This window comes from Streptomyces sp. A012304 (genome assembly GCF_026008495.1).
Classification (GTDB): Bacteria; Actinomycetota; Actinomycetes; order Streptomycetales; family Streptomycetaceae; genus Streptomyces.
Map to the genome: position 1 here is coordinate 33,922 of NZ_BQUN01000013.1, position 18,143 is coordinate 52,064.

The 18,143-nt window shown below is 73.0% G+C and carries 16 protein-coding genes; 9 read left to right on the plus strand and 7 right to left on the minus strand.

What is annotated here, in order from left to right:
- Positions 1-25: 25 nt before the first annotated feature.
- Positions 26-697, minus strand: coding sequence for a DUF4097 domain-containing protein (locus tag ALMP_RS04300; RefSeq protein WP_264924834.1), 672 nt, complete (start codon positions 695-697; stop codon positions 26-28).
- 224 nt (positions 698-921) lie between these two features.
- Between ALMP_RS04300 and ALMP_RS44305 the strand changes: the two genes are divergently transcribed.
- Entirely contained in the window at positions 922-1,659 is a 738-nt protein-coding gene (locus ALMP_RS44305) for a GbsR/MarR family transcriptional regulator (RefSeq protein WP_375803426.1), read from the plus strand.
- On the opposite strand, the gene ALMP_RS04315 is transcribed toward ALMP_RS44305, so the two are convergent.
- Positions 1,656-2,597, minus strand: a complete 942-nt coding sequence (locus ALMP_RS04315; protein WP_264924835.1) for a DUF389 domain-containing protein — start codon at positions 2,595-2,597, stop codon at positions 1,656-1,658. The genes ALMP_RS44305 and ALMP_RS04315 overlap by 4 nt on opposite strands.
- 16 nt (positions 2,598-2,613) lie before the next feature.
- Positions 2,614-3,603, minus strand: coding sequence for a type I pantothenate kinase (coaA, locus tag ALMP_RS04320; RefSeq protein WP_264924836.1), 990 nt, complete (start codon positions 3,601-3,603; stop codon positions 2,614-2,616).
- A 181-nt stretch (positions 3,604-3,784) separates the two neighbouring features.
- Between coaA and glmS the strand changes: the two genes are divergently transcribed.
- Entirely contained in the window at positions 3,785-5,632 is a 1,848-nt protein-coding gene (glmS, locus tag ALMP_RS04325; protein ID WP_264924837.1) for a glutamine--fructose-6-phosphate transaminase (isomerizing), read from the plus strand.
- A 61-nt stretch (positions 5,633-5,693) separates the two neighbouring features.
- Here glmS and ALMP_RS04330 read toward each other — a convergent pair whose 3' ends face one another.
- The 3 genes from ALMP_RS04330 to ALMP_RS04340 all read right to left on the minus strand — a co-directional run bounded on the left by ALMP_RS04330 (position 5,694) and on the right by ALMP_RS04340 (position 11,040).
- Positions 5,694-7,430, minus strand: a complete 1,737-nt coding sequence (locus ALMP_RS04330) for a pitrilysin family protein (RefSeq protein WP_264924838.1) — start codon at positions 7,428-7,430, stop codon at positions 5,694-5,696.
- Positions 7,431-7,443: 13 nt separating this feature from the next.
- On the minus strand, positions 7,444-8,403 hold the full coding sequence (locus ALMP_RS04335; RefSeq protein ID WP_264924839.1) for a hypothetical protein: 960 nt from the start codon (positions 8,401-8,403) through the stop codon (positions 7,444-7,446).
- Positions 8,404-8,580: 177 nt separating this feature from the next.
- Complete coding sequence (locus ALMP_RS04340) at positions 8,581-11,040, minus strand: hypothetical protein (RefSeq protein WP_264924840.1); 2,460 nt, start codon at positions 11,038-11,040, stop codon at positions 8,581-8,583.
- A gap of 131 nt (positions 11,041-11,171) precedes the next feature.
- Here ALMP_RS04340 and ALMP_RS04345 point away from each other — a divergent pair, with 131 nt between their 5' ends.
- From ALMP_RS04345 to ALMP_RS04370, 6 genes are all read left to right on the plus strand, one after another.
- On the plus strand, positions 11,172-11,543 hold the full coding sequence (locus ALMP_RS04345; RefSeq protein ID WP_264924841.1) for a holo-ACP synthase: 372 nt from the start codon (positions 11,172-11,174) through the stop codon (positions 11,541-11,543).
- A 22-nt stretch (positions 11,544-11,565) separates the two neighbouring features.
- Entirely contained in the window at positions 11,566-12,999 is a 1,434-nt protein-coding gene (locus ALMP_RS04350) for an NAD(P)H-hydrate dehydratase (protein ID WP_264924842.1), read from the plus strand.
- Positions 13,000-13,108: 109 nt separating this feature from the next.
- Positions 13,109-14,305: an alanine racemase gene (alr, locus tag ALMP_RS04355; RefSeq protein WP_264924843.1), complete on the plus strand. Its 1,197-nt coding sequence runs from the start codon at positions 13,109-13,111 to the stop codon at positions 14,303-14,305.
- A gap of 154 nt (positions 14,306-14,459) precedes the next feature.
- Entirely contained in the window at positions 14,460-15,713 is a 1,254-nt protein-coding gene (locus ALMP_RS04360) for an alpha/beta fold hydrolase (protein ID WP_264924844.1), read from the plus strand.
- Positions 15,679-16,191, plus strand: coding sequence for a tRNA (adenosine(37)-N6)-threonylcarbamoyltransferase complex ATPase subunit type 1 TsaE (tsaE, locus tag ALMP_RS04365; RefSeq protein WP_264924845.1), 513 nt, complete (start codon positions 15,679-15,681; stop codon positions 16,189-16,191). Before ALMP_RS04360 ends, tsaE begins: the two co-directional genes overlap by 35 nt.
- A 140-nt stretch (positions 16,192-16,331) precedes the next feature.
- Positions 16,332-16,517 carry a hypothetical protein gene (locus tag ALMP_RS04370; protein ID WP_264924846.1) on the plus strand — a complete coding sequence of 62 codons (186 nt, stop codon included), beginning with the start codon at positions 16,332-16,334 and terminating at the stop codon, positions 16,515-16,517.
- Positions 16,518-16,758: 241 nt separating this feature from the next.
- On the opposite strand, the gene ALMP_RS04375 is transcribed toward ALMP_RS04370, so the two are convergent.
- On the minus strand, positions 16,759-17,307 hold the full coding sequence (locus tag ALMP_RS04375) for a hypothetical protein (RefSeq protein WP_264924847.1): 549 nt from the start codon (positions 17,305-17,307) through the stop codon (positions 16,759-16,761).
- Positions 17,308-17,472: 165 nt separating this feature from the next.
- Between ALMP_RS04375 and tsaB the strand changes: the two genes are divergently transcribed.
- Positions 17,473-18,129, plus strand: coding sequence for a tRNA (adenosine(37)-N6)-threonylcarbamoyltransferase complex dimerization subunit type 1 TsaB (gene tsaB / locus ALMP_RS04380; protein WP_264924848.1), 657 nt, complete (start codon positions 17,473-17,475; stop codon positions 18,127-18,129).
- Positions 18,130-18,143 lie beyond the last annotated feature (14 nt).

Here is an 18,143-nt window from a genome sequence, read left to right on the forward strand (position 1 = left end):
GGTGCTCCTCTGTACAGGCTGCGGGTCACAGGCTGCGGGCGGTGATGTCGCCGTGGCCGGTGGTGGCGCGGATGGCCAGGCCGGCGGCGGCGCCTTCGGTGTTCTTGAGCGCGTTCTGGACGCGGCCGTAGCCGGTGCCGGCGTCCAGGGAGGCGGAGACTCCGCGGGCGGCGCCGACCGACACGTCGCCCATCTGGGTGGTCAGCACGACCGTGCCGCGCACCGCCTCGGTGATCCGGATGTCGCCCTGCTGGGTGCTGATCTCCGCGGAGCCGCCCAGGCGGCCGACCGAGACGTCACCGGCGAGGGCGGTGAGGCGGGCGCTCGCGGCCTCGTCGATCTTGACCGAGCCGTGCGCGCCCTCGAAGGTGACGTCGCCGAATCGTCCGACGCCCCGGAACTCCGCGGCGGCGGCCTTCGCCTCGATGTGGGATCCGGTGGGCAGCTGGACCGTCACCTCGATGGAGCCGGAGGGGCCGAGGTACTGGTTCTTCGGCATCGGGACCTCGATCCGCAGGACGCCGTCGTCGTATGCGACCTTGGCCTGGTCGGCCGCCTTCACATCGCGGCTCTTCGCGGCGTTCGCGGGCAGGACCTCGACCGTGGTGTCGCTCCGGTCGGCGGCGATGAACTGCACGCGCCCGGCGGGGATGTCCAGGACGGCGGAGATCGGGGCGGAGGTGTCGAACTTCTGCATGGTGTGCTCCTGCGCTCGGCGTCGTTTCTGACAGTGGAAAAGCTACGTTGCATTCAGGGATCCATCAACAGGCTCGTTGCATGCCATTGGCGTTGTTGCAGGTGAGAGGAGGAATTTCATTGCAATGACGTTAGATCTAACGCAACAATCGGGGCGTGGTCGTTGCAATGGATGGCGAGTGAACGCTATGCTGGAGGCATCCGGGAGCACGAAAGGGGACAGCGATGCCAGGGGGCAGGCTCACCCAGCAGGAACGCCAGCAGATCGCACTCGGGCTGGCCGACGACCTCTCCTACGCGGAGATCGCCAGACGTCTCGACCGCCCGACCTCGACGATCACGCGCGAGGTCATGCGCAACGGTGGCCCGACCGCCTACCGCGCCGACCTGGCCCACCGCGCCACCGAGCGCCGCGCCCACCGGCGCAGGCAGGCCGCGCCCAGAGGGCAGCAGACGCCCGCACAGGCCGACGGGCGCGACACCGAGGCCGTACGCGAGTACGAGGAGACGTTCACCACCCTCTTCATGCAACAGGGCCTGCCCAAGATGACGGCCCGGGTGCTGACCTGCCTCTTCACCACCGACGCGGGCAGTCTCACCGCGTCCGAACTCGTCCAGCGCCTCCAGGTCAGCCCGGCGTCCGTCTCCAAGGCGATCGCGTTCCTCGACAGCCAGGGCCTCATCCGCCGGGAACGCGACGAACGCCGCCGCGAGCGCTACGTCGTCGACAACGACGTCTGGTACCAGTCGACGATGGCCGCCGCCCGGTCCAGCGCCCAGCTCGCCGAGATCGCGCGGCAGGGCGTCGACATCCTCGGCCCCGACACCTCGGCCGCCGTCCGCCTCGAGAACATCGCCCGCTTCTCCGACTTCATCAGCGAGAGCATCACCCGCGCCGCGGAGCAGGCCCGCGAGGTCCTCTTCACCAAGGCCGAGCCGACTGCGGACCCCGGACGGAACTAGGAGACCGGCGCCCTTCTCACGCGCCGGCGGGACCAGAGCCACTTCTGCGTCAGCAGGGTCGCGGTGCCCGCCAGGATGATGCCGAGCAGGTTCAGCAGGAGCTGCTGCGTGGAGCCCCAGGTCTGTCCGGTGTCGCCGTAGCTGAGGGCCACCGCCGCGTTGGCGGCGGCCGGCACCGTCGTCACCGAGATGGCCACGCCCACCAGGGCGCCCGACTTGGCGGACGTCAGGGAGAGCGTGCCGGCCGCGCCGGCGAGGACCGCCACGATGAACGAGAAGGCGTCGGGGGCGTAGACGAAGGCGGTCTGGGGACGGTCGGCCTCCAACCGCTCCATGCTGAACAGGTCGATCGCGTCCATGAAGAGGCTGAAGCCCACCGTCGCCGCCATGGCCACGGCGAAGCCGACCAGCAGGGCGATCAGTGAACGCAGCGCCAGCCGCGGGGCCCGCTGGACGATCGACGTGAACACGCCCGCCAGCGGGCCGAACTCCGGGCCCACCGCCATGGCGCCCACGATCAGGATCGCGTTGTCCAGGACCACACCGCAGGCCGCGATCATCGTGGCGAGGGTGATGAACGCGATGTACGTGACGGAGAGCGTCGACTCCTCGTGGGTCTCGTCCGCCAGGTGCTCCCAGAGCACCGCGTCCGCGCCCTCGCCCGGGGCCTCCGCCCGGGCCTTGGCAGCGCGCTTGGACAGCGACAGGTCGATGTTCTCCACGGCGATCGAGCCATTGGTGTCCAGGCCGAACTCCTGGAGCGCTGAGAGGAGTCCGTCGCCCGCCTCACGTGCCACGTCGCACAGCACGACGTCGCCGGCCGGGTTGCGGGCGGCGCCCGGCAGCACCACCAGGTGGGTGGTGCCGACGGTGTTCTCGATCAGGCGGACCACGTCGTCGGTCTCCGCCGACGGCGTGATCAGGCGCAGATGCAGCATGCAGGCAGGGTAGCGGTCACAGTTTGCGCAGGCTGAGGCGCTGCACCTTGTGATCGGGGCCCTTGCGGACGACCAGGGTGGCCCGGCCCCGCGTGGGGGCGATGTTCTCGACGAGATTGGGCTTGTTGACGGTGCGCCACATCGTGCGGGCGTAGTCGAGGGCCTCCTCCTCGGAGACCTGGGTGTACTTGCGGAAGTAGGACGAGGGGTCCTGGAAGGCCGTCTCGCGCAGCTTGCGGAAGCGGTTGAGGTACCAGCGTTCGACGTCCTCGGTGCGGGCGTCGACGTACACGCTGAAGTCGAAGTAGTCGGCCAGACCGACGCGGGTGCGGCCGTCCTTGCCGGGGAGGGCGGGCTGCAGGACGTTCAGGCCCTCGACGATGAGGATGTCGGGGCGGCGGACGGTGAGCCGCTGGTCGGGGACGATGTCGTAGATGAGGTGGGAGTAGACGGGCGCCGACACCTCGTCCTTGCCGGCCTTGATGTCGGCGACGAAACGGGTCAGGGCGCGGCGGTCGTAGGACTCGGGGAAACCTTTCCGCGACATCAGGCCCCGGGCTTGCAGTTCCCGGGTGGGCAGCAGGAAGCCGTCGGTGGTGACGCGTTCCACGCGGGGGTGCTCCGGCCAGCGGGAGAGCAGGGCCTGGAGCAGTCGGGCGACGGTGGACTTGCCCACGGCGACCGAGCCGGCGACGCCTATGACGAACGGGGTGCCGGACTGGGAGCCCTGCTCGCCGAGGAAGGTGTTCAGGGCGCCGCGCAGGCCGTCGGTGGCGCCGACGTAGAGGTTGAGGAGGCGGGAGAGCGGCAGATAGATGTCACGGACCTCGTCGAGGTCGATGACATCGCCCAGGCCGCGCAGTCTCTCGACCTCCTCGGCGGTCAGCGGCAGCGGTGTCTTGTCGCGCAGCGCGCTCCACTCGGGGCGGGTGAGGTCGACGTAGGGAGTCGCCTCCGGCCGGTGCCGGTGGGCGCTCTGGGGGATCGAGGAGACCGGAGAGATCACAGTCCATTGTTAACGGAGTTCGAACGGGATGGCGGGTGGGGTCCGTCACCTCTTTCCGTGGGCGACCAGGGGCGTACGGGCGTGGAGAGGGACGTACAAGGCGTCGTACGGCCGTGGGAATTTCCGAATTCGGGCACGCGCGGGCCTTTTTGAGCCGCGATCGCGCCGTAGGCTGCGGCGCATGTGCGGAATCGTGGGATACGTGGGGTCGCAGTCGGCGCTCGAGGTCGTGATGGCCGGGCTGAAGCGACTGGAGTACCGGGGGTACGACTCGGCGGGCGTCGCCGTGCTCGCGGACGGCGGGCTCGCCGCCGCCAAGAAGGCGGGCAAGCTCGTCAACCTGGAGAAGGAGATCGTCGACCGGCCGCTGCCGACCGGGACGACGGGGATCGGGCACACCCGGTGGGCCACGCACGGCGGGCCGACGGACGCGAACGCGCATCCGCATCTGGACAACGCGGGCCGGGTCGCCGTCGTGCACAACGGCATCATCGAGAACTTCGCGGTGCTGCGGGCGGAACTGGCCGAGCGCGGGCACGAACTGCTCTCCGAGACGGACACCGAGGTCGTGGCCCATCTGCTCGCCGAGGAGTTCTCCGTCACGGCCGACCTGGCGGAGGCCATGCGGCTGGTGTGCCGGCGGCTGGAGGGCGCGTTCACACTGGTCGCGGCGCACGCGGACGAGCCCGACGTGGTCGTGGGCGCGCGACGGAACTCGCCGCTGGTGGTGGGCGTTGGAGAAGGCGAGGCCTTTCTCGCCTCGGACGTCGCCGCGTTCATCGCCCACACGCGGTCGGCGATCGAGCTGGGTCAGGACCAGGTGGTGGAGCTGCGGCGGGACGGGGTGACGGTCACCGGCTTCGACGGCGCCCCGGCCGAGGTGCGCTCCTACCACATCGACTGGGACGCGTCGGCCGCGGAAAAGGGGGGTTATGACTACTTCATGCTCAAGGAGATCGCCGAGCAGCCCAAGGCGGTCGCGGACACCTTGCTGGGACGCATCGACGCGAACGGCTCGCTGACGCTCGACGAGCTGCGCATCTCGGCGGCCGAGTTGCGCGAGGTGGACAAGGTCGTCATCGTCGCGTGCGGTACGGCCTTCCACGCGGGGCTGATCGCCAAGTACGCCATCGAGCACTGGACGCGCATCCCGTGCGAGGTGGAGCTGGCCAGCGAGTTCCGCTACCGGGATCCCATCCTCGGGGCGCGGTCACTGGTCATCGCCATCTCGCAGTCCGGCGAGACCATGGACACGCTGATGGCGCTGCGGCACGCCCGTGAGCAGGGCTCCAAGGTGCTGGCGATCTGCAACACCAACGGCTCCACCATCTCGCGCGAGTCGGACGCGGTGCTGTACACGCACGCCGGGCCGGAGGTCGCGGTCGCCTCGACGAAGGCGTTCCTGACCCAGCTGGTGGCCTGCTACCTGGTCGCGCTCTATCTGGGCCAGGTGCGCGGCACCAAGTGGGGCGACGAGATCCGGGCCGTGATCCGTGACCTCGCGCAGATCTCCGGTGAGGTCGATCGGGTCCTGGAGACCATGGAGCCGGTACGGGAGCTGGCGCGCTCGCTCGCCGACAAGGACACCGTGCTGTTCCTGGGGCGGCACGTGGGCTACCCGGTGGCGCTGGAGGGCGCGCTGAAGCTGAAGGAACTGGCGTACATGCACGCCGAGGGCTTCGCGGCGGGCGAGCTGAAGCACGGGCCGATCGCCCTGATCGAGGAGGACGTGCCGGTGGTGGTGGTCGTGCCGTCGCCCCGGGGGCGGTCGGTGCTGCACGACAAGATCGTGTCCAACATCCAGGAGATCCGGGCGCGGGGGGCGCGGACGATCGTGATCGCGGAGGAGGGGGACGAGGCGGTCGTTCCGTACGCGGACCATCTGGTGCGGGTGCCGGTCACGCCGACGCTGCTTCAGCCGCTGGTGGCGACCGTGCCGTTGCAGGTGTTCGCCTGTGAGCTGGCGACGGCCCGGGGCAACGACGTGGACCAGCCGCGGAACCTGGCCAAGTCGGTGACGGTCGAGTAGGGGCTCCGAGGGGCCCCCGGCGGTGGGGCCGTGTTCTGACACGGCCCCACCCCCCTGAGCCTTACCGCCGTCGGCGCTTTCGGGCCGCGTACAGCTTCCAGGTCACCAGTGCCAGCGGGACCTCCATGATCCACACGCCGATCACCGCGTCCCACTCCGGGGCCGTCGCGGCCGCCTCGTCCGCTGTGACCACCGCGCAGAGCAGCCCCCAGCACGCGGCCAGCAGGCCCACCAGCCACAGGCCCACGGTCCACGGCCAGGTGGAGCGGGCGGGGCCGGTGGCGGCGCGGGCGCGGGCGCGGGGCTGGGGGACCTGGTCCGGGGCGCGGGGCGGCATGCGCACGACCGCGTGGGCCGGGACGGCCGCGTCCAGCGCGGCGATCCGCTCCGGGGTGATCCCCTTGTACAGGGTCGGCTCCACGGTGACCGAGAAGCCGTCGTGGCCGGTGAGGGCGCGGCCGCCGTCCGGGCGGGCGGTCATCGCGGCGCAGGCGTCGTAGCGCACGGTGACGGGGCCTTCGGGCGTCAGCAGGGTCACGCCCTCGGTGCCGATGACCAGGGTGACCCGTTCGTCCTCCAGGGACTGGTGGCGGGTACCGGCGACGGCGGCCGAGGAGTACTGGGGGGCCAGGGTCAGGCCCGCCCAGTCCACGCCCCGCCCCGGCACCTGGAGCAGCCCGGCGTCCCACGCCTCCCGGGCCACCTCGCGCAGATCGGCGAGGGTCACCGCGTGCAGCTCGGCCTTGTGCTGCTCGGGGGAGAGGATCCGGTGCCCGAGCAGCAGGCTCAGCGCGTACGACGGCAGCGTGGCCGCCCCGAGGTCGGGAGTGTCGTACATCTTGAGGAGCTTGGCGCGGACGGAGTCCAGTTCGGACTGCTCGATACGGCCCACGCGCAGGCGGGCGAGGGTGTCGATGAAACCGCCGACGACCGCGCCCTGCTTCTGCGGCAGCGCGTCGGCGTACGCGGTGAGGGTGGCGAAGTCGGCGTCGCGCGGGGAGTAGTCGGCGTCCGCCGAGTAGGAGTAGCCGCCCTCCTGGCGCAGGTCCTGGAAGAGCGCCCGGGCGAGGACGTCCGCGAAGACGGAGGCCGCGGTGGAACGGCGCAGCACCGAGGTGAAGACCACCTGGCCGTCGTCGCCCCGGATGTAGGCGGGGGTGACCGGCAGGGCGCTGGTCGCGGCGGGGGCCGGGAAGCGGGTGCCGGCGGGCAGCGTGAGGTCGAGGCCGTCCGGAACCCGGTCGCTGGTGATCCACAGCACCGCGTTGTCGCGGGTGAAGCGGGTCCCGGCCCAGTGGCGGACCTGTTCCGGGGTCAGGCTCCAGGTGCCGAGTTCGCTGTAGCTGGACAGGCCGTAGCCCTGGGCGCCGTAGCGCCACAGCGGCATCTGGTGCTGGGGGCCGCCGCCGCGGCCGGCGGCCTCCGTGCGCAGGATCTCCTTCTCGGTCTCCAGCCGGTCCATCGGCAGGTCGCGCAGGCCCGCGCAGACGCTGTTGAGGTACGAGACGACCTCCTCGGCGCTGCCGGTGACGTGGAAGAGCGTGTACGCGTTCGCGGTCGCGCCGTTGTAGTGCAGGTCGGACAGGCCGAGGCGGTGCAGCGCGAGGTGTTCCACGAGGTGGGTGATCCCGGCGGTGGCCAGGGTCTCGTCGGCGCGGCCCACCCGGAAGAAGAGGCCGGCGGTGATCTCGTTGCCGGAGGCCGGGGCGTAGAGGGTGGGGATGCCCTGGACGGTGGTGTGGGAGACCAGGCCGTCGAGGGCGGTGAGGTCGTCGTGGCCGTGCAGTTCGGTCGTCATGTGCCCTGCCCCCTCAGGCTTCCGTCGCGGACTTGCGGAACTTCAGGAACGCGGCCTTCTTGTCGCTCATGTAGTCCCACGGGAACTCGGAGGCGCGGTCGCCGAGGAAGGCGAAGTGCGGCGCCGCGTCCGCGAAGTGGCCGCCGAGCGAGAAGGCCAGCGCGAACGCGCTGTGCGCGCCGACGGAGGACCAGTCGGGCCGGTAGGCGGGGTGCAGGACGGAGACCTGGGCGGCGAAGCGCAGGTCGTCGCGGACCGGTATGCCCCGCATGTAGGCGCTGTCGGAGCCGCCGTCCAGGTCGAGCCAGTGCTCGATGTGGGCGAGCGCCACCAGCGCGCCGGTGTTCGAGCCGTCGGGGGCGGCCTTGGTGCACTCCGCGGCGAAGCCGTGCGCGTCCTCCCAGGAGCCGCTCCACTTGGGGCACAGCTGCTGGAGCAACTGCGTCTGCGCGCGGTAGTGGTGGGGGTGGTGGGCGGACAGCCGGTCGTAGCGGCGGCGTGTCTCGGCCTGGCCCAGTTCCAGGCCGCGCGCGGTCGTCAGCCGGACCGTCCAGGCCGGGGCGTACGCGGGCTGCTCGGCGCAGACGTCGATCAGGATCTGCTCGGCGCGGCGCAGCCAGGCGTGGAACTGGTCGAACTGCTCCCGCGAGACGTGCTTGGCGCGGGCGGCGCTGCGGATGCCCCAGCCGATGTGCACGTACCGCTCGGCGAGGAGGGTGCGCGGCAGCGGGTCGCCGGGCAGTTCGGCGACCGCCCGCTCCAGGAGGTTCTCCACGCCGGGGATGTCGGCGAGGAGGGAGGAGGCCGCGCAGACCTTGTCGGCGGAGTCGAGGCCCGCGAAGAAGGCCCGGACGGCGGGCCAGTGGCCGGCCTGCGCGGCGCTGCGCAGCGGGATCAGCTCGGGTGTGTTGTCGTACGGGTCGAAGGTCGGCCCGGCGGAGCCCATGGGTCTGCCGCTGCTGGTACTGCTCATTCCTCCGCCCCCTGGCGTGGCCGGCCGCGGCGCGCGGGCTGGCCCCCCAGGGCGCGCGGCGGTTGCTGGTGTGACTGCTGTTGCTGTGTGTGGCTGCTGTGACTGGTGACTGTTCTGACCTTTGTGACCGAGTCGCCGCAGGCTAGCAGGCAGCTGTGACAGTGCCGTCGAGGGGCGTCATTCGGCTTCGGCCGGGCGGGGCGGCTGTGCCGGAGGGGCGTTCAGGCGGTCGAGGAGCGGCTGGAGTTCCGCGCGCAGGCGCAGCAGCTCCTCGTGGCGGGTGAGACCGGGTTCGACGGGGCGGAAGCGGAGCAGGGCGGGCGTCCAGTCGTCGGTGAAGTGGACGGCTGCGAGCAGCGCGGGTTCCCGGAGGCCTTCGGGCACGTCGGCGGGCGGTGCGGCGGGCAGGCGGAGGGGGTGGGGGAGGGCGGCGAGCGCGGTGTCGGCGGCGGCGCGGAAGGCGTCGTAGGCCTCCTCGGCGTTCTCCGTCGTGGGCAGGAGGAGGAGCAGCCGGTGCGGCGGGACGAGGCGGACGGCTTCGGTCAGCTGCCGAAGCGTGTCGGGGGCGGTGCCGCAGGCGGGGAACAGGACGAGGTGGGCCAGGGGGAGGGCGGTGGTGAGGGTGGCCTGCCAGGTGGCCGACGGGAGGGGGAGCCGGGCCAGGCCGGGAGGCGGAGGCGGCCCCTCGACGCAGGAGGTGACCCGCAGCGTCGCCGTGGGGGAGAAGACGGCGTCCAGGTCGTCGTCGAGGGGGCCCGACCAGACGGAGGCGGGCGGACCGTCGTCGGACCGGGGGCGGAGGTAGAGCGTGTACGGAGTCCGCCGCAGGTCGGACGGGACGCGCGGACGCTGGTAGATCTGGGCCACCTGCCGGAAGTCCCGGACCGCGCCGGTCAACAGCCATGACGCCGGCAGGGCGACCCCCGCCGTGTACGGGAGGGCGTGGCCGGCGACGCGCCCCTGGACGACGGCGATGACGGCACCGATGCCGCAGCCCAGGACGCCGGACAGGCGGACACAGCCCCGCAGGAAGAGTTGCACCGGTGTCCGCCCGGGCGCCCGCTGCCACTCCTCGACCCGCAGGACGTCCGCCCGGATGCTCATGAGCGAGAACCGTCCCGGAACGGTGCTGGTGTGGATCCGTACCAGCCGCAGGCGCCGGGGCTGCCACGGACGGCGGCGCGGCGGGGCCTCCACATAGGCACCGGTCTCGTCCCGGTGCCGCAGTCCGACCCAGAGGCGGAGGCCGAACCGGCCGGGCCAGCGCCCGACACTCCGGGTGACGATGCGCTCGCCCAGGAACGGGTAGGCCGCACCCGTCTGCTCGCCGCCCTCCCGGCGGGGCAGCCGGACCTGCACGTCGGACCGGCTCACGTCGTGTGCGGAGGTGGCGATCCGGGCCGCGGTCAGCAGCGAGTACACGAACGTCCCGCACAAGGCCGCCCTCTCCGACACCAGGAGGCGGTCCCAGTTGGGGATCAGGGCGAGCCAGATGAGCAGGCCGTAACCGAGGACCAGGAGGGCGGCGAGGTGCCAGTGCCAGCGGAACCTCGTGGGACGCACCGTCTCGCCGGGCAGTGAGCGCTCCACCGTGTCCAGGAAGGGGTCGACCACGGTCCGGACCGTCGCCTTCCAGCGGGCGCGCTGGGTGGCCCCGGGCTGGGCGGTGGGGTCGAACGGCGTGAGACGCGCCCTCCAGTGATCGTCGAAGTGGACGACTCCGCGGACCGGGAAGCCGTCCCGCAGCTTGGCGGGACGGCTCAGCCGCGGGTACTCGGGGAGGGCGGGCGCCGGGGGCAACACGGTGATCTCGGCGTTCTCGGCGTTCTCGGCGGTCTGGGCGGTCCGGGCGTTCTCGGCGCGCAGCCGGGCGCCCCGCCGGGCGAAGTGCTCGCGGGCCCCGGCGCGGAACCGCTCGTAGCCCGCGCGTTCGTCGCAAACCACGAGCAGCAGCCGGGAGGGCGGCAGGAGGCGTACGGCCTCGGTGTACTCCCACAACGTGCCCGCGGCCCTGGACGCGTCCCGGCCGGCGGCCGCGACGAGCACCACCAGCCGGGCCCGTCGGATGGCCTTGCTGACCTCCCCCTTCCAGTCCTCTCCGGCGTCGGGCAGATAGAAGCGCCGGGCACCGGGCAGCGGATAGGGCTCCCCCGGGCGGCCGACCGCGACCACCTGGCCGAACCGCCAGAACAGCCGCACGAGCCGGTCCTCCCAGGTCTCGTTCCGATCGGACTCCGAATACGCGAAGTAACTCGCCAGCGAACTCGCGATGTTGCCGCCGCCGGGACGGTCCGTGTGGAACAGCACGCCGTCGACTCCGAACGGGCGCAGATACAGGACGTATCCGTGCTCCTCCAGCGGTTCGTCGGCGCTCAGGCGGGTGCGCATGCGGGCGACCATGTGCTTGCCCGCGGTCCTGTTCACGCCGACCGCGTACACCAGGCTGACGGGAGCGAGAACCGTCAGCGCCACCACGTACCAGGACGCCGAGCCCCGCTCCAGGCTCCCCGCCAGCCAGAAGGGGATCACCGAGAGGGTGATCCCGGTGGAGATCCCCATCCAGCCACCGATCACCCCGAACAGCCTGGGCCTGCGAACCTTGGCCAGGAACTCACGCTCGTCATGACGCCGCGTCATCCGGTCATTACCCCAGATGAGTGACCATATGCCAATAGGGTGAGCAACCATCAGATCATGGACATGCGTTCGTCGCATCCCGCTGCGACACCGCCGCGTCGCAAGGGGCGGGAGGTCCGTAAGGTGCGCCTATGAGCATCATCGGGGTCGGTATCGACGTGGCCGAGATCGACCGGTTCGCGGCGTCGCTGGAGCGGACGCCCGGGCTGGCGCAACGGCTGTTCGTGGAGAGCGAGTTGCTGCTGCCGAGCGGTCAGCGGAGGGGGCCGGCCTCACTGGCGGCGCGCTTCGCGGCGAAGGAGGCGCTCGCCAAGGCGCTGGGGGCGCCGGCGGGGCTGCTCTGGACGGACGCGGAGGTATGGGTGGAGGACAGCGGACAGCCCCGGCTGCGGGTGCGGGGGACCGTCGCCGCGCGGGCGGCCGAACTGGGCGTCCAGTCCTGGCACGTGTCGCTGAGTCACGACGCCGGAGTGGCTTCGGCGGTGGTGGTGGCGGAGGGGTAGGAGTGGGGGTAGGGGTAGAGCCATGCGTACTGCCTACTGTGTGGACACCGTCAGGGCCGCCGAGCGGGAGCTGATGGCTCGGCTTCCGGAAGGGGCGCTCATGCAGCGGGCCGCCGCCGGGCTCGCCGCCGCCTGCGCGGACCTGCTGGGCCGGGTGTACGGGCGTCGGGTCGTGCTGCTGGTCGGCAGCGGGGACAACGGCGGTGACGCCCTGTACGCGGGAGCACGGCTGGCCCGGCGCGGGGCCGGCGTGACGGCCGTGCTGCTCGCGCCCGGGCGGACGCACGCCGGCGGGCTGGCCGCGCTGCGGCGGGCGGGCGGCACCACCGTCGCGCCCGACGCGGCCGAGGCGCCCGTGCGGCGGGCCGACCTCGTCGTCGACGGCATCGTCGGGATCGGCGGCAGAGGCGGGCTGCGGCCGGACGCCGCCGCGCTGGCCGCCGTCGCCGAGGAGTCCCGGGCCGCCGTGGTCGCCGTCGACCTGCCCAGCGGGGTGGAGGCGGACACCGGTGAGGTGCGCGGCGCGGCCGTACGGGCCGATCTCACGGTGACCTTCGGGACGCACAAGCCGGGCCTGCTGATCGATCCGGCGCGGGAGTACGCCGGGTCGGTGCGGCTCGTCGACATCGGCCTCGAACTGCCCGCCGAACCCGAACTGGAGGCCTTGCAGCACGCCGACGTGGCGCGCCTGCTGCCGGTGCCGGGCGCCGAGAGCGACAAGTACCGGCGCGGGGTCGTCGGGATCGCCGCCGGGTCGGCGCGCTATCCGGGGGCCGCCGTGCTGGCGGTGGCCGGCGCGCTGCGGGGCGGCGCGGGGGCCGTACGGTACGTCGGGCCCGCCGGGGACGCCGTCCTCGCGCGCTTCCCCGAGACCCTCGTGTCGGACGACGGGCCCCGGCGGGCCGGTCGGGTGCAGGCGTGGGTCGTCGGGCCGGGGGCCGGGGACGACGCCGGGGCCGTGGCGGAGGTGCTGGAGACGGACGTGCCCGTGCTGCTCGACGCGGACGGGCTGCGGCTGGCGGAGGTCGACGCGGTGCGGGGGCGTACGGCGCCGACGCTGATGACACCGCACGCGGGCGAGGCGGCCGCGCTGCTGGGCGTGGCGCGCGAGGAGGTGGAGGCGGCCCGGCTGGCCTCCGCGCGGGAACTGGCGGCACGGTACGGGGCGACGGTGCTGCTGAAGGGGTCCACGACCGTGGTGGTGGGCGCGCGGGGCGGGGCCGCCCGGGTGAACTCCACCGGCACACCCTGGCTCGCCACGGCCGGAAGCGGTGACGTGCTGTCGGGGCTGGCCGGATCGCTGCTGGCGGCGGGCCTGTCGGCCTTGGACGCGGGCAGCGCGGGAGCGTATCTGCACGGGCTCGCCGGGCGGTTCGCGGCGGACGGGGCACCGGTGGGCGCACATGACGTGGCGTCGGCTGTGCCGGGGGCGTGGCGGGACGTGCTGCGGGGGTAGGGGCGCCGGCCGGGCGCCCTGCCCCCCGGGGAGCGGTCGGCTCGGGGCCGGGGGAGGGGCGCGGCACGGCTCTTAGGGGGTGTTCGAGGGCTCTGAGACACTGGGCGCGATGAGTGAGACTGCACAGCCGCCCGCCGCCGCGTCGCCGCGTGCCCGCGCCGAGATCGATCTGTCCGCGCTGCGGGCCAACGTCCGGGCCCTGCGCGCCAAGGCGCCGGGCGCGGCGTTCATGGCCGTGGTCAAGGCCGACGGATACGGCCACGGCGCGTTCCCGTGCGCCCGGGCCGCCGTCGAGGCGGGCGCCCCCTGGGTCGGCACCGCCACGCCCGAGGAGGCCCTGGCGCTGCGCGCCGAGGCCGGGCTGCCGGACGACGTCAGGATCATGTGCTGGCTGTGGACGCCCGGCGGGCCCTGGCGGGAGGCCGTCGAGGCCGGTCTGGACGTGTCACTGAGCGGGATGTGGGCCCTGCGGGAGGTCGTCGAGGGCGCCCGGCTCGCCGGGCGGACCGCGCGCGTGCAGCTCAAGGCCGACACCGGCCTCGGGCGCAACGGCTGCCAGCCCGCCGACTGGCCGGAACTGGTCGCCGAGGCGCTGCGGGCTGAGGCCGAGGGGCTGGTGCGGATCACCGGGCTGTGGTCGCACTTCGCGTGCGCCGACGAGCCCGGCCATCCGTCGAACGCCGCCCAGCTCTCCCGTTTCCGCGAGATGGTGGCGTACGCCGAGCAGCGGGGCGTGCGGCCCGAGGTGCGGCACATCGCCAACTCCCCGGCCACGCTCACCCTCCCGGGGTCCCACTTCGACCTCGTCCGCCCGGGTGTCGCGATGTACGGGCTCACGCCGAACACGCAGATCGGCTCCCCGGCCGACCTGGGGCTGCGCCCGGTGATGACGCTCGCCGCCTCGCTCGCCCTGGTCAAGCACGTCCCGGGCGGACACGGCGTGAGCTACGGCCACCACTACACGACCCCCGGCGAGACCACCCTCGGCCTGGTCCCCCTGGGCTACGCCGACGGCGTCCCCCGCCACGCCTCCGGGGCCGGCCCGGTCCTGGTCGGCGGCAAGTGGCGGACGGTCGCGGGGCGGATCGCGATGGACCAGTTCGTGGTCGACCTCGGCGGCGACGAGCCCGAGGAGGGCACGGAGGCGGTGCTCTTCGGGCCCGGCGACCGCGGCGAGCCCACCGCGGAGGACTGGGCGCAGGCCGCGGGCACCATCGGGTACGAGATCGTCACGCGCATCGGAGCGCGCGTTCCGCGCGTCTATGTGGACGAGGGCCACACCCTCCCTTCGGACGGGTCCCGGTGAACTTCCGTCGCTGAGCGCGCCACGGAGCGCGACCCCTGTGAAGGTACGTATGCGTGGGCATGCGTTCATGTGAACGAGGAACAACAAGACGGACGACCCGCCGGTGGGGCAGTGCCCGTGGCACCATCCGGCACCCGGTGAAGAGGAGCGGTTCGTGAGCGAGAGCAGTGCGGAGGCAGTGGCGAGTGCCGCCTCGGCGGCCGTCGCCGCCTCCGCCTCGGGGGCGGCTGGAGGCTGGCGCCGGGCGACCGGTATCGCCGGCGCCGCGATAGGCGTGCTCGCCGCGGGCGCCGCGGCCGGGGTCGCCCTGGAGCGGATGACCGTGGGCCGCGGCATGCGGGCGAAGGCCCGGCTCGCCCTCGACGCGGCAGGGCCGTACGGCGCGCTGCGCGGCACCCCCGGCAGGGCACCCGCCGACGACGGCACCGAGCTGTACTACGAGGTCGACGACGTCGAGCCGGAAGGCGGCCCGGCACCCCGCCGACGGCGGCTCTTCGGCCGCAAGGCACCCCTGCCCGTCACCGTCGTCTTCAGCCACGGCTACTGCCTCAGCCAGGACTCCTGGCACTTCCAGCGGGCGGCCCTGCGGGGCGTCGTACGGACCGTGCACTGGGATCAGCGCAGCCACGGGCGGTCGGCGCGCGGGGCCGCCCAGCTGCGGGACGAGACGCCGGTCACCATCGACCAGCTCGGGCGCGATCTGAAGGCCGTCATCGACGCGGCCGCGCCCGAGGGGCCGATCGTGCTGGTCGGTCACTCGATGGGCGGCATGACGGTGATGGCGCTGGCCGCGCAGTACCCCGAGCTGATCCGCGAGCGGGTCGTCGCCACCGCGTTCGTCGGTACGTCGTCCGGGCGGCTCGGGGAGGTCAACTTCGGGCTGCCGGTCGCGGGCGTCAACGCGGTGCGGCGGGTGCTGCCGGGCGTGCTGAAGGCGCTGGGGCAGCGGGCGGAGCTGGTGGAGAAGGGGCGGCGGGCCACCGCCGATCTGTTCGCCGGGATCATCAAGCGGTACTCGTTCGCGTCCCGGGACGTCGACCCGGCGGTCGCCCGGTTCGCGGAGCGGATGATCGAGGGCACGCCCATCGACGTGGTCGCCGAGTTCTACCCGGCCTTCACCGACCACGACAAGACCGAGGCGCTCGCCTGCTTCCAGGACATGCCGGTGCTGGTGCTGGCCGGGATCGGTGACCTGGTCACGCCCAGTGAGCACAGCGAGGCCATCGCGGACCTGCTGCCCGAGGCCGAGCTGGTGCTCGTGCCGGACGCCGGGCACCTGGTGATGCTCGAACACCCGGAAGTGGTCACCGACCGCCTCGCTGACCTGCTCACCCGCGCGGGTGCCGTGCCCGCAGGGGCTACGGTGGGTGGTTATGGAAGCACCAGCAGCACCGCACAACCCGGCTGAGACCGAGCTGATCGTCAACTCCCCCGAACAGATGCGGGAGTTGGGCCGCCGCCTGGCCAAGCTGCTGCGCGCCGGCGACCTCGTGATGCTCAGCGGGGAGCTCGGCGCGGGCAAGACGACGCTGACTCGTGGGCTCGGTGAGGGGCTCGGGGTCCGGGGGGCCGTCACCTCCCCGACCTTCGTGATCGCCCGCGTCCATCCGTCCCTGGGGGACGGTCCGCCGCTCGTCCACGTCGACGCCTACCGGCTCGGCGGCGGGCTCGACGAGATGGAGGACCTCGACCTCGATGTGTCGCTGCCCGAGTCGGTGGTCGTCGTGGAGTGGGGCGAGGGCAAGGTCGAGGAGCTGGCCGACGAGCGGCTCCAGGTCAGGATCCACCGGGCGGTCGGGGACACGACGGACGAGGTGCGGCAGGTGACCGTCACCGGTCTGGGGGAACGGTGGGCGTCGGTGGATCTGGGCGTGCTGGTGGCCTGAGGGCCGGATGGGCATCGGATGAAGGTTCCGACAAGACGTCGGCAAGATGTTGCGTTCGGTGTCTCGCGCGTGGTCACATGGTATCCAGTCTGTAGTTAGGTGTACCTAACTACGCCCGCCCCGGTCCTCAGGAGGCGTCCATGTCGGCCACCGAGCCCAAGGTCGAGGTCCAGCCGCGGCCGTTCGTACTCGCCGGGGTGTCCATGCGTGACCTGCTGGCGTCCTGCGCGGCGGCGGACGCCGTGTCCCGGCCGCCGCGTGCGCCGGAGTCGCCGGCGGCGGTGGAGCAGCGGGTACGGCGTCGGCGGCACCGGGAAGCCGCGTAGCGCGTAGGCCGCGCGGCCGGTGTCGGAGGCGTTGGGGTTGGGCGCGTGGCCCGGTGGGCGGGGTCGGTGCTGGGGGCTTGGTCGCGCGGCCCGGCGCTGACGGGGTGCCGCCCGCGCCCACCCGTGCCGCCCTGGGCGGCACGTATGCCCGCGGCTTGCGGATACGCGTGGCCGTGGGTCGGCGGCGGGCGTGCTCGCGGGTTGCGGATGTGCGTGCTCGCGGCTTGCGGATGGCTGGGGGTCAGGGGGTTACCACGACGCGTTGGCCGATGGTGGCGAAGGTCCACATCGCGGCGCCGTCGGGGCGGGATTCGCGAATGCCGCCGGTGCGCGGCTTCGGGGTCGTGGGCCGGGTCGTGCCGTCCACCGCCGCGCTGAAGCCGATGGCCACGCCGTCCACGTCGGTGAAGCGCACCACGTGCTCCACGGGCGTGCCGTCGGTGCCGATGACGGAGCTGGAGCGGGACGTGACGGCGTAGCTGCCCGGCGTGGGGTCGACGCTGCCGGGGGTGACCGCGAACGTCCGCTGCACCTTGCCGCTGTCACCCACCAGCCACACCCGGTCGGCCCCCACCGAGTACACGACCCGCCGGCCCGAGCCGGAGCCCGCCGGCGGGGCGACGGACCGCGCCTGGTCCCGGGAAACCTGCTGCCCGGCCGGGGACGCCTGGGCCCGCGCCCGGCTGAAGCCCTCGGGTGCCTTCGCCGACGCCTGGAAGGCCAGGTACGCGACCGCCGTGAGGGCCCCCGCGGTGAGCCCGGCCACCATCATCGAGCTGCTGCCTGCCACCGGCGCCCACCTTTTCGTCCCATTTACGTGCGTTACGTCCGTTTCGCGGTGACGTTAGCAGTCGGCGGTGCGTCGGCCGGGGCGGCCGGGCGGGGAGGTCGGCCGTGTCGGGTCACCGCCGCCGCGGGCGTCCGGCATCCGGTCGGGGAGCCGTAGGCTGTTGGCGTGCTCTTGCTCGCTCTGGATACCGCCACCCCCGCCGTCACCGTCGCGCTGCACGACGGCACGGACGTCATCGCCTCCTCGAGCCAGGTGGACGCGCGCCGGCACGGTGAGCTGCTGCTGCCCGCCGTCGACCGTCTCCTCGCCGAGGCGGGGCAGGGACTCGACGCCGTCACCGGGATCGTCGTGGGCATCGGCCCCGGCCCCTACACCGGGTTGCGCGTCGGCCTGATGACCGCCGACACCTTCTCCCTCGCGCTCGGCGTCCCGGTGCACGGCCTGTGCACCCTCGACGGCCTCGCGTACGCCGCCGACATCGACAGCGGCCCCTTCGTCGTGGCGACCGACGCCCGCCGCAAGGAGGTCTACTGGGCGCGTTACGCCGACTCCCGCACCCGGGTCACCGACCCGGCCGTGGACCGTCCGGCGGACATCGCCGACCGGGTCGCCGGACTGCCGGCCGTCGGCGCGGGCGCGCTGCTCTACCCCGACACCTTCCCGAACGTGCACGAGCCGGAGCACGTCTCCGCCGCCGCCCTCGCCCGTCTGGCCGTCGAGAAGCTGGCGGCGGGCGAGGAACTGCCGGCCCCGCGCCCGCTGTACCTGCGCCGGCCGGACGCCCAGGTCCCCAAGAACTACAAGGTGGTCACCCCCAAGTGACCGATCCCGACGTT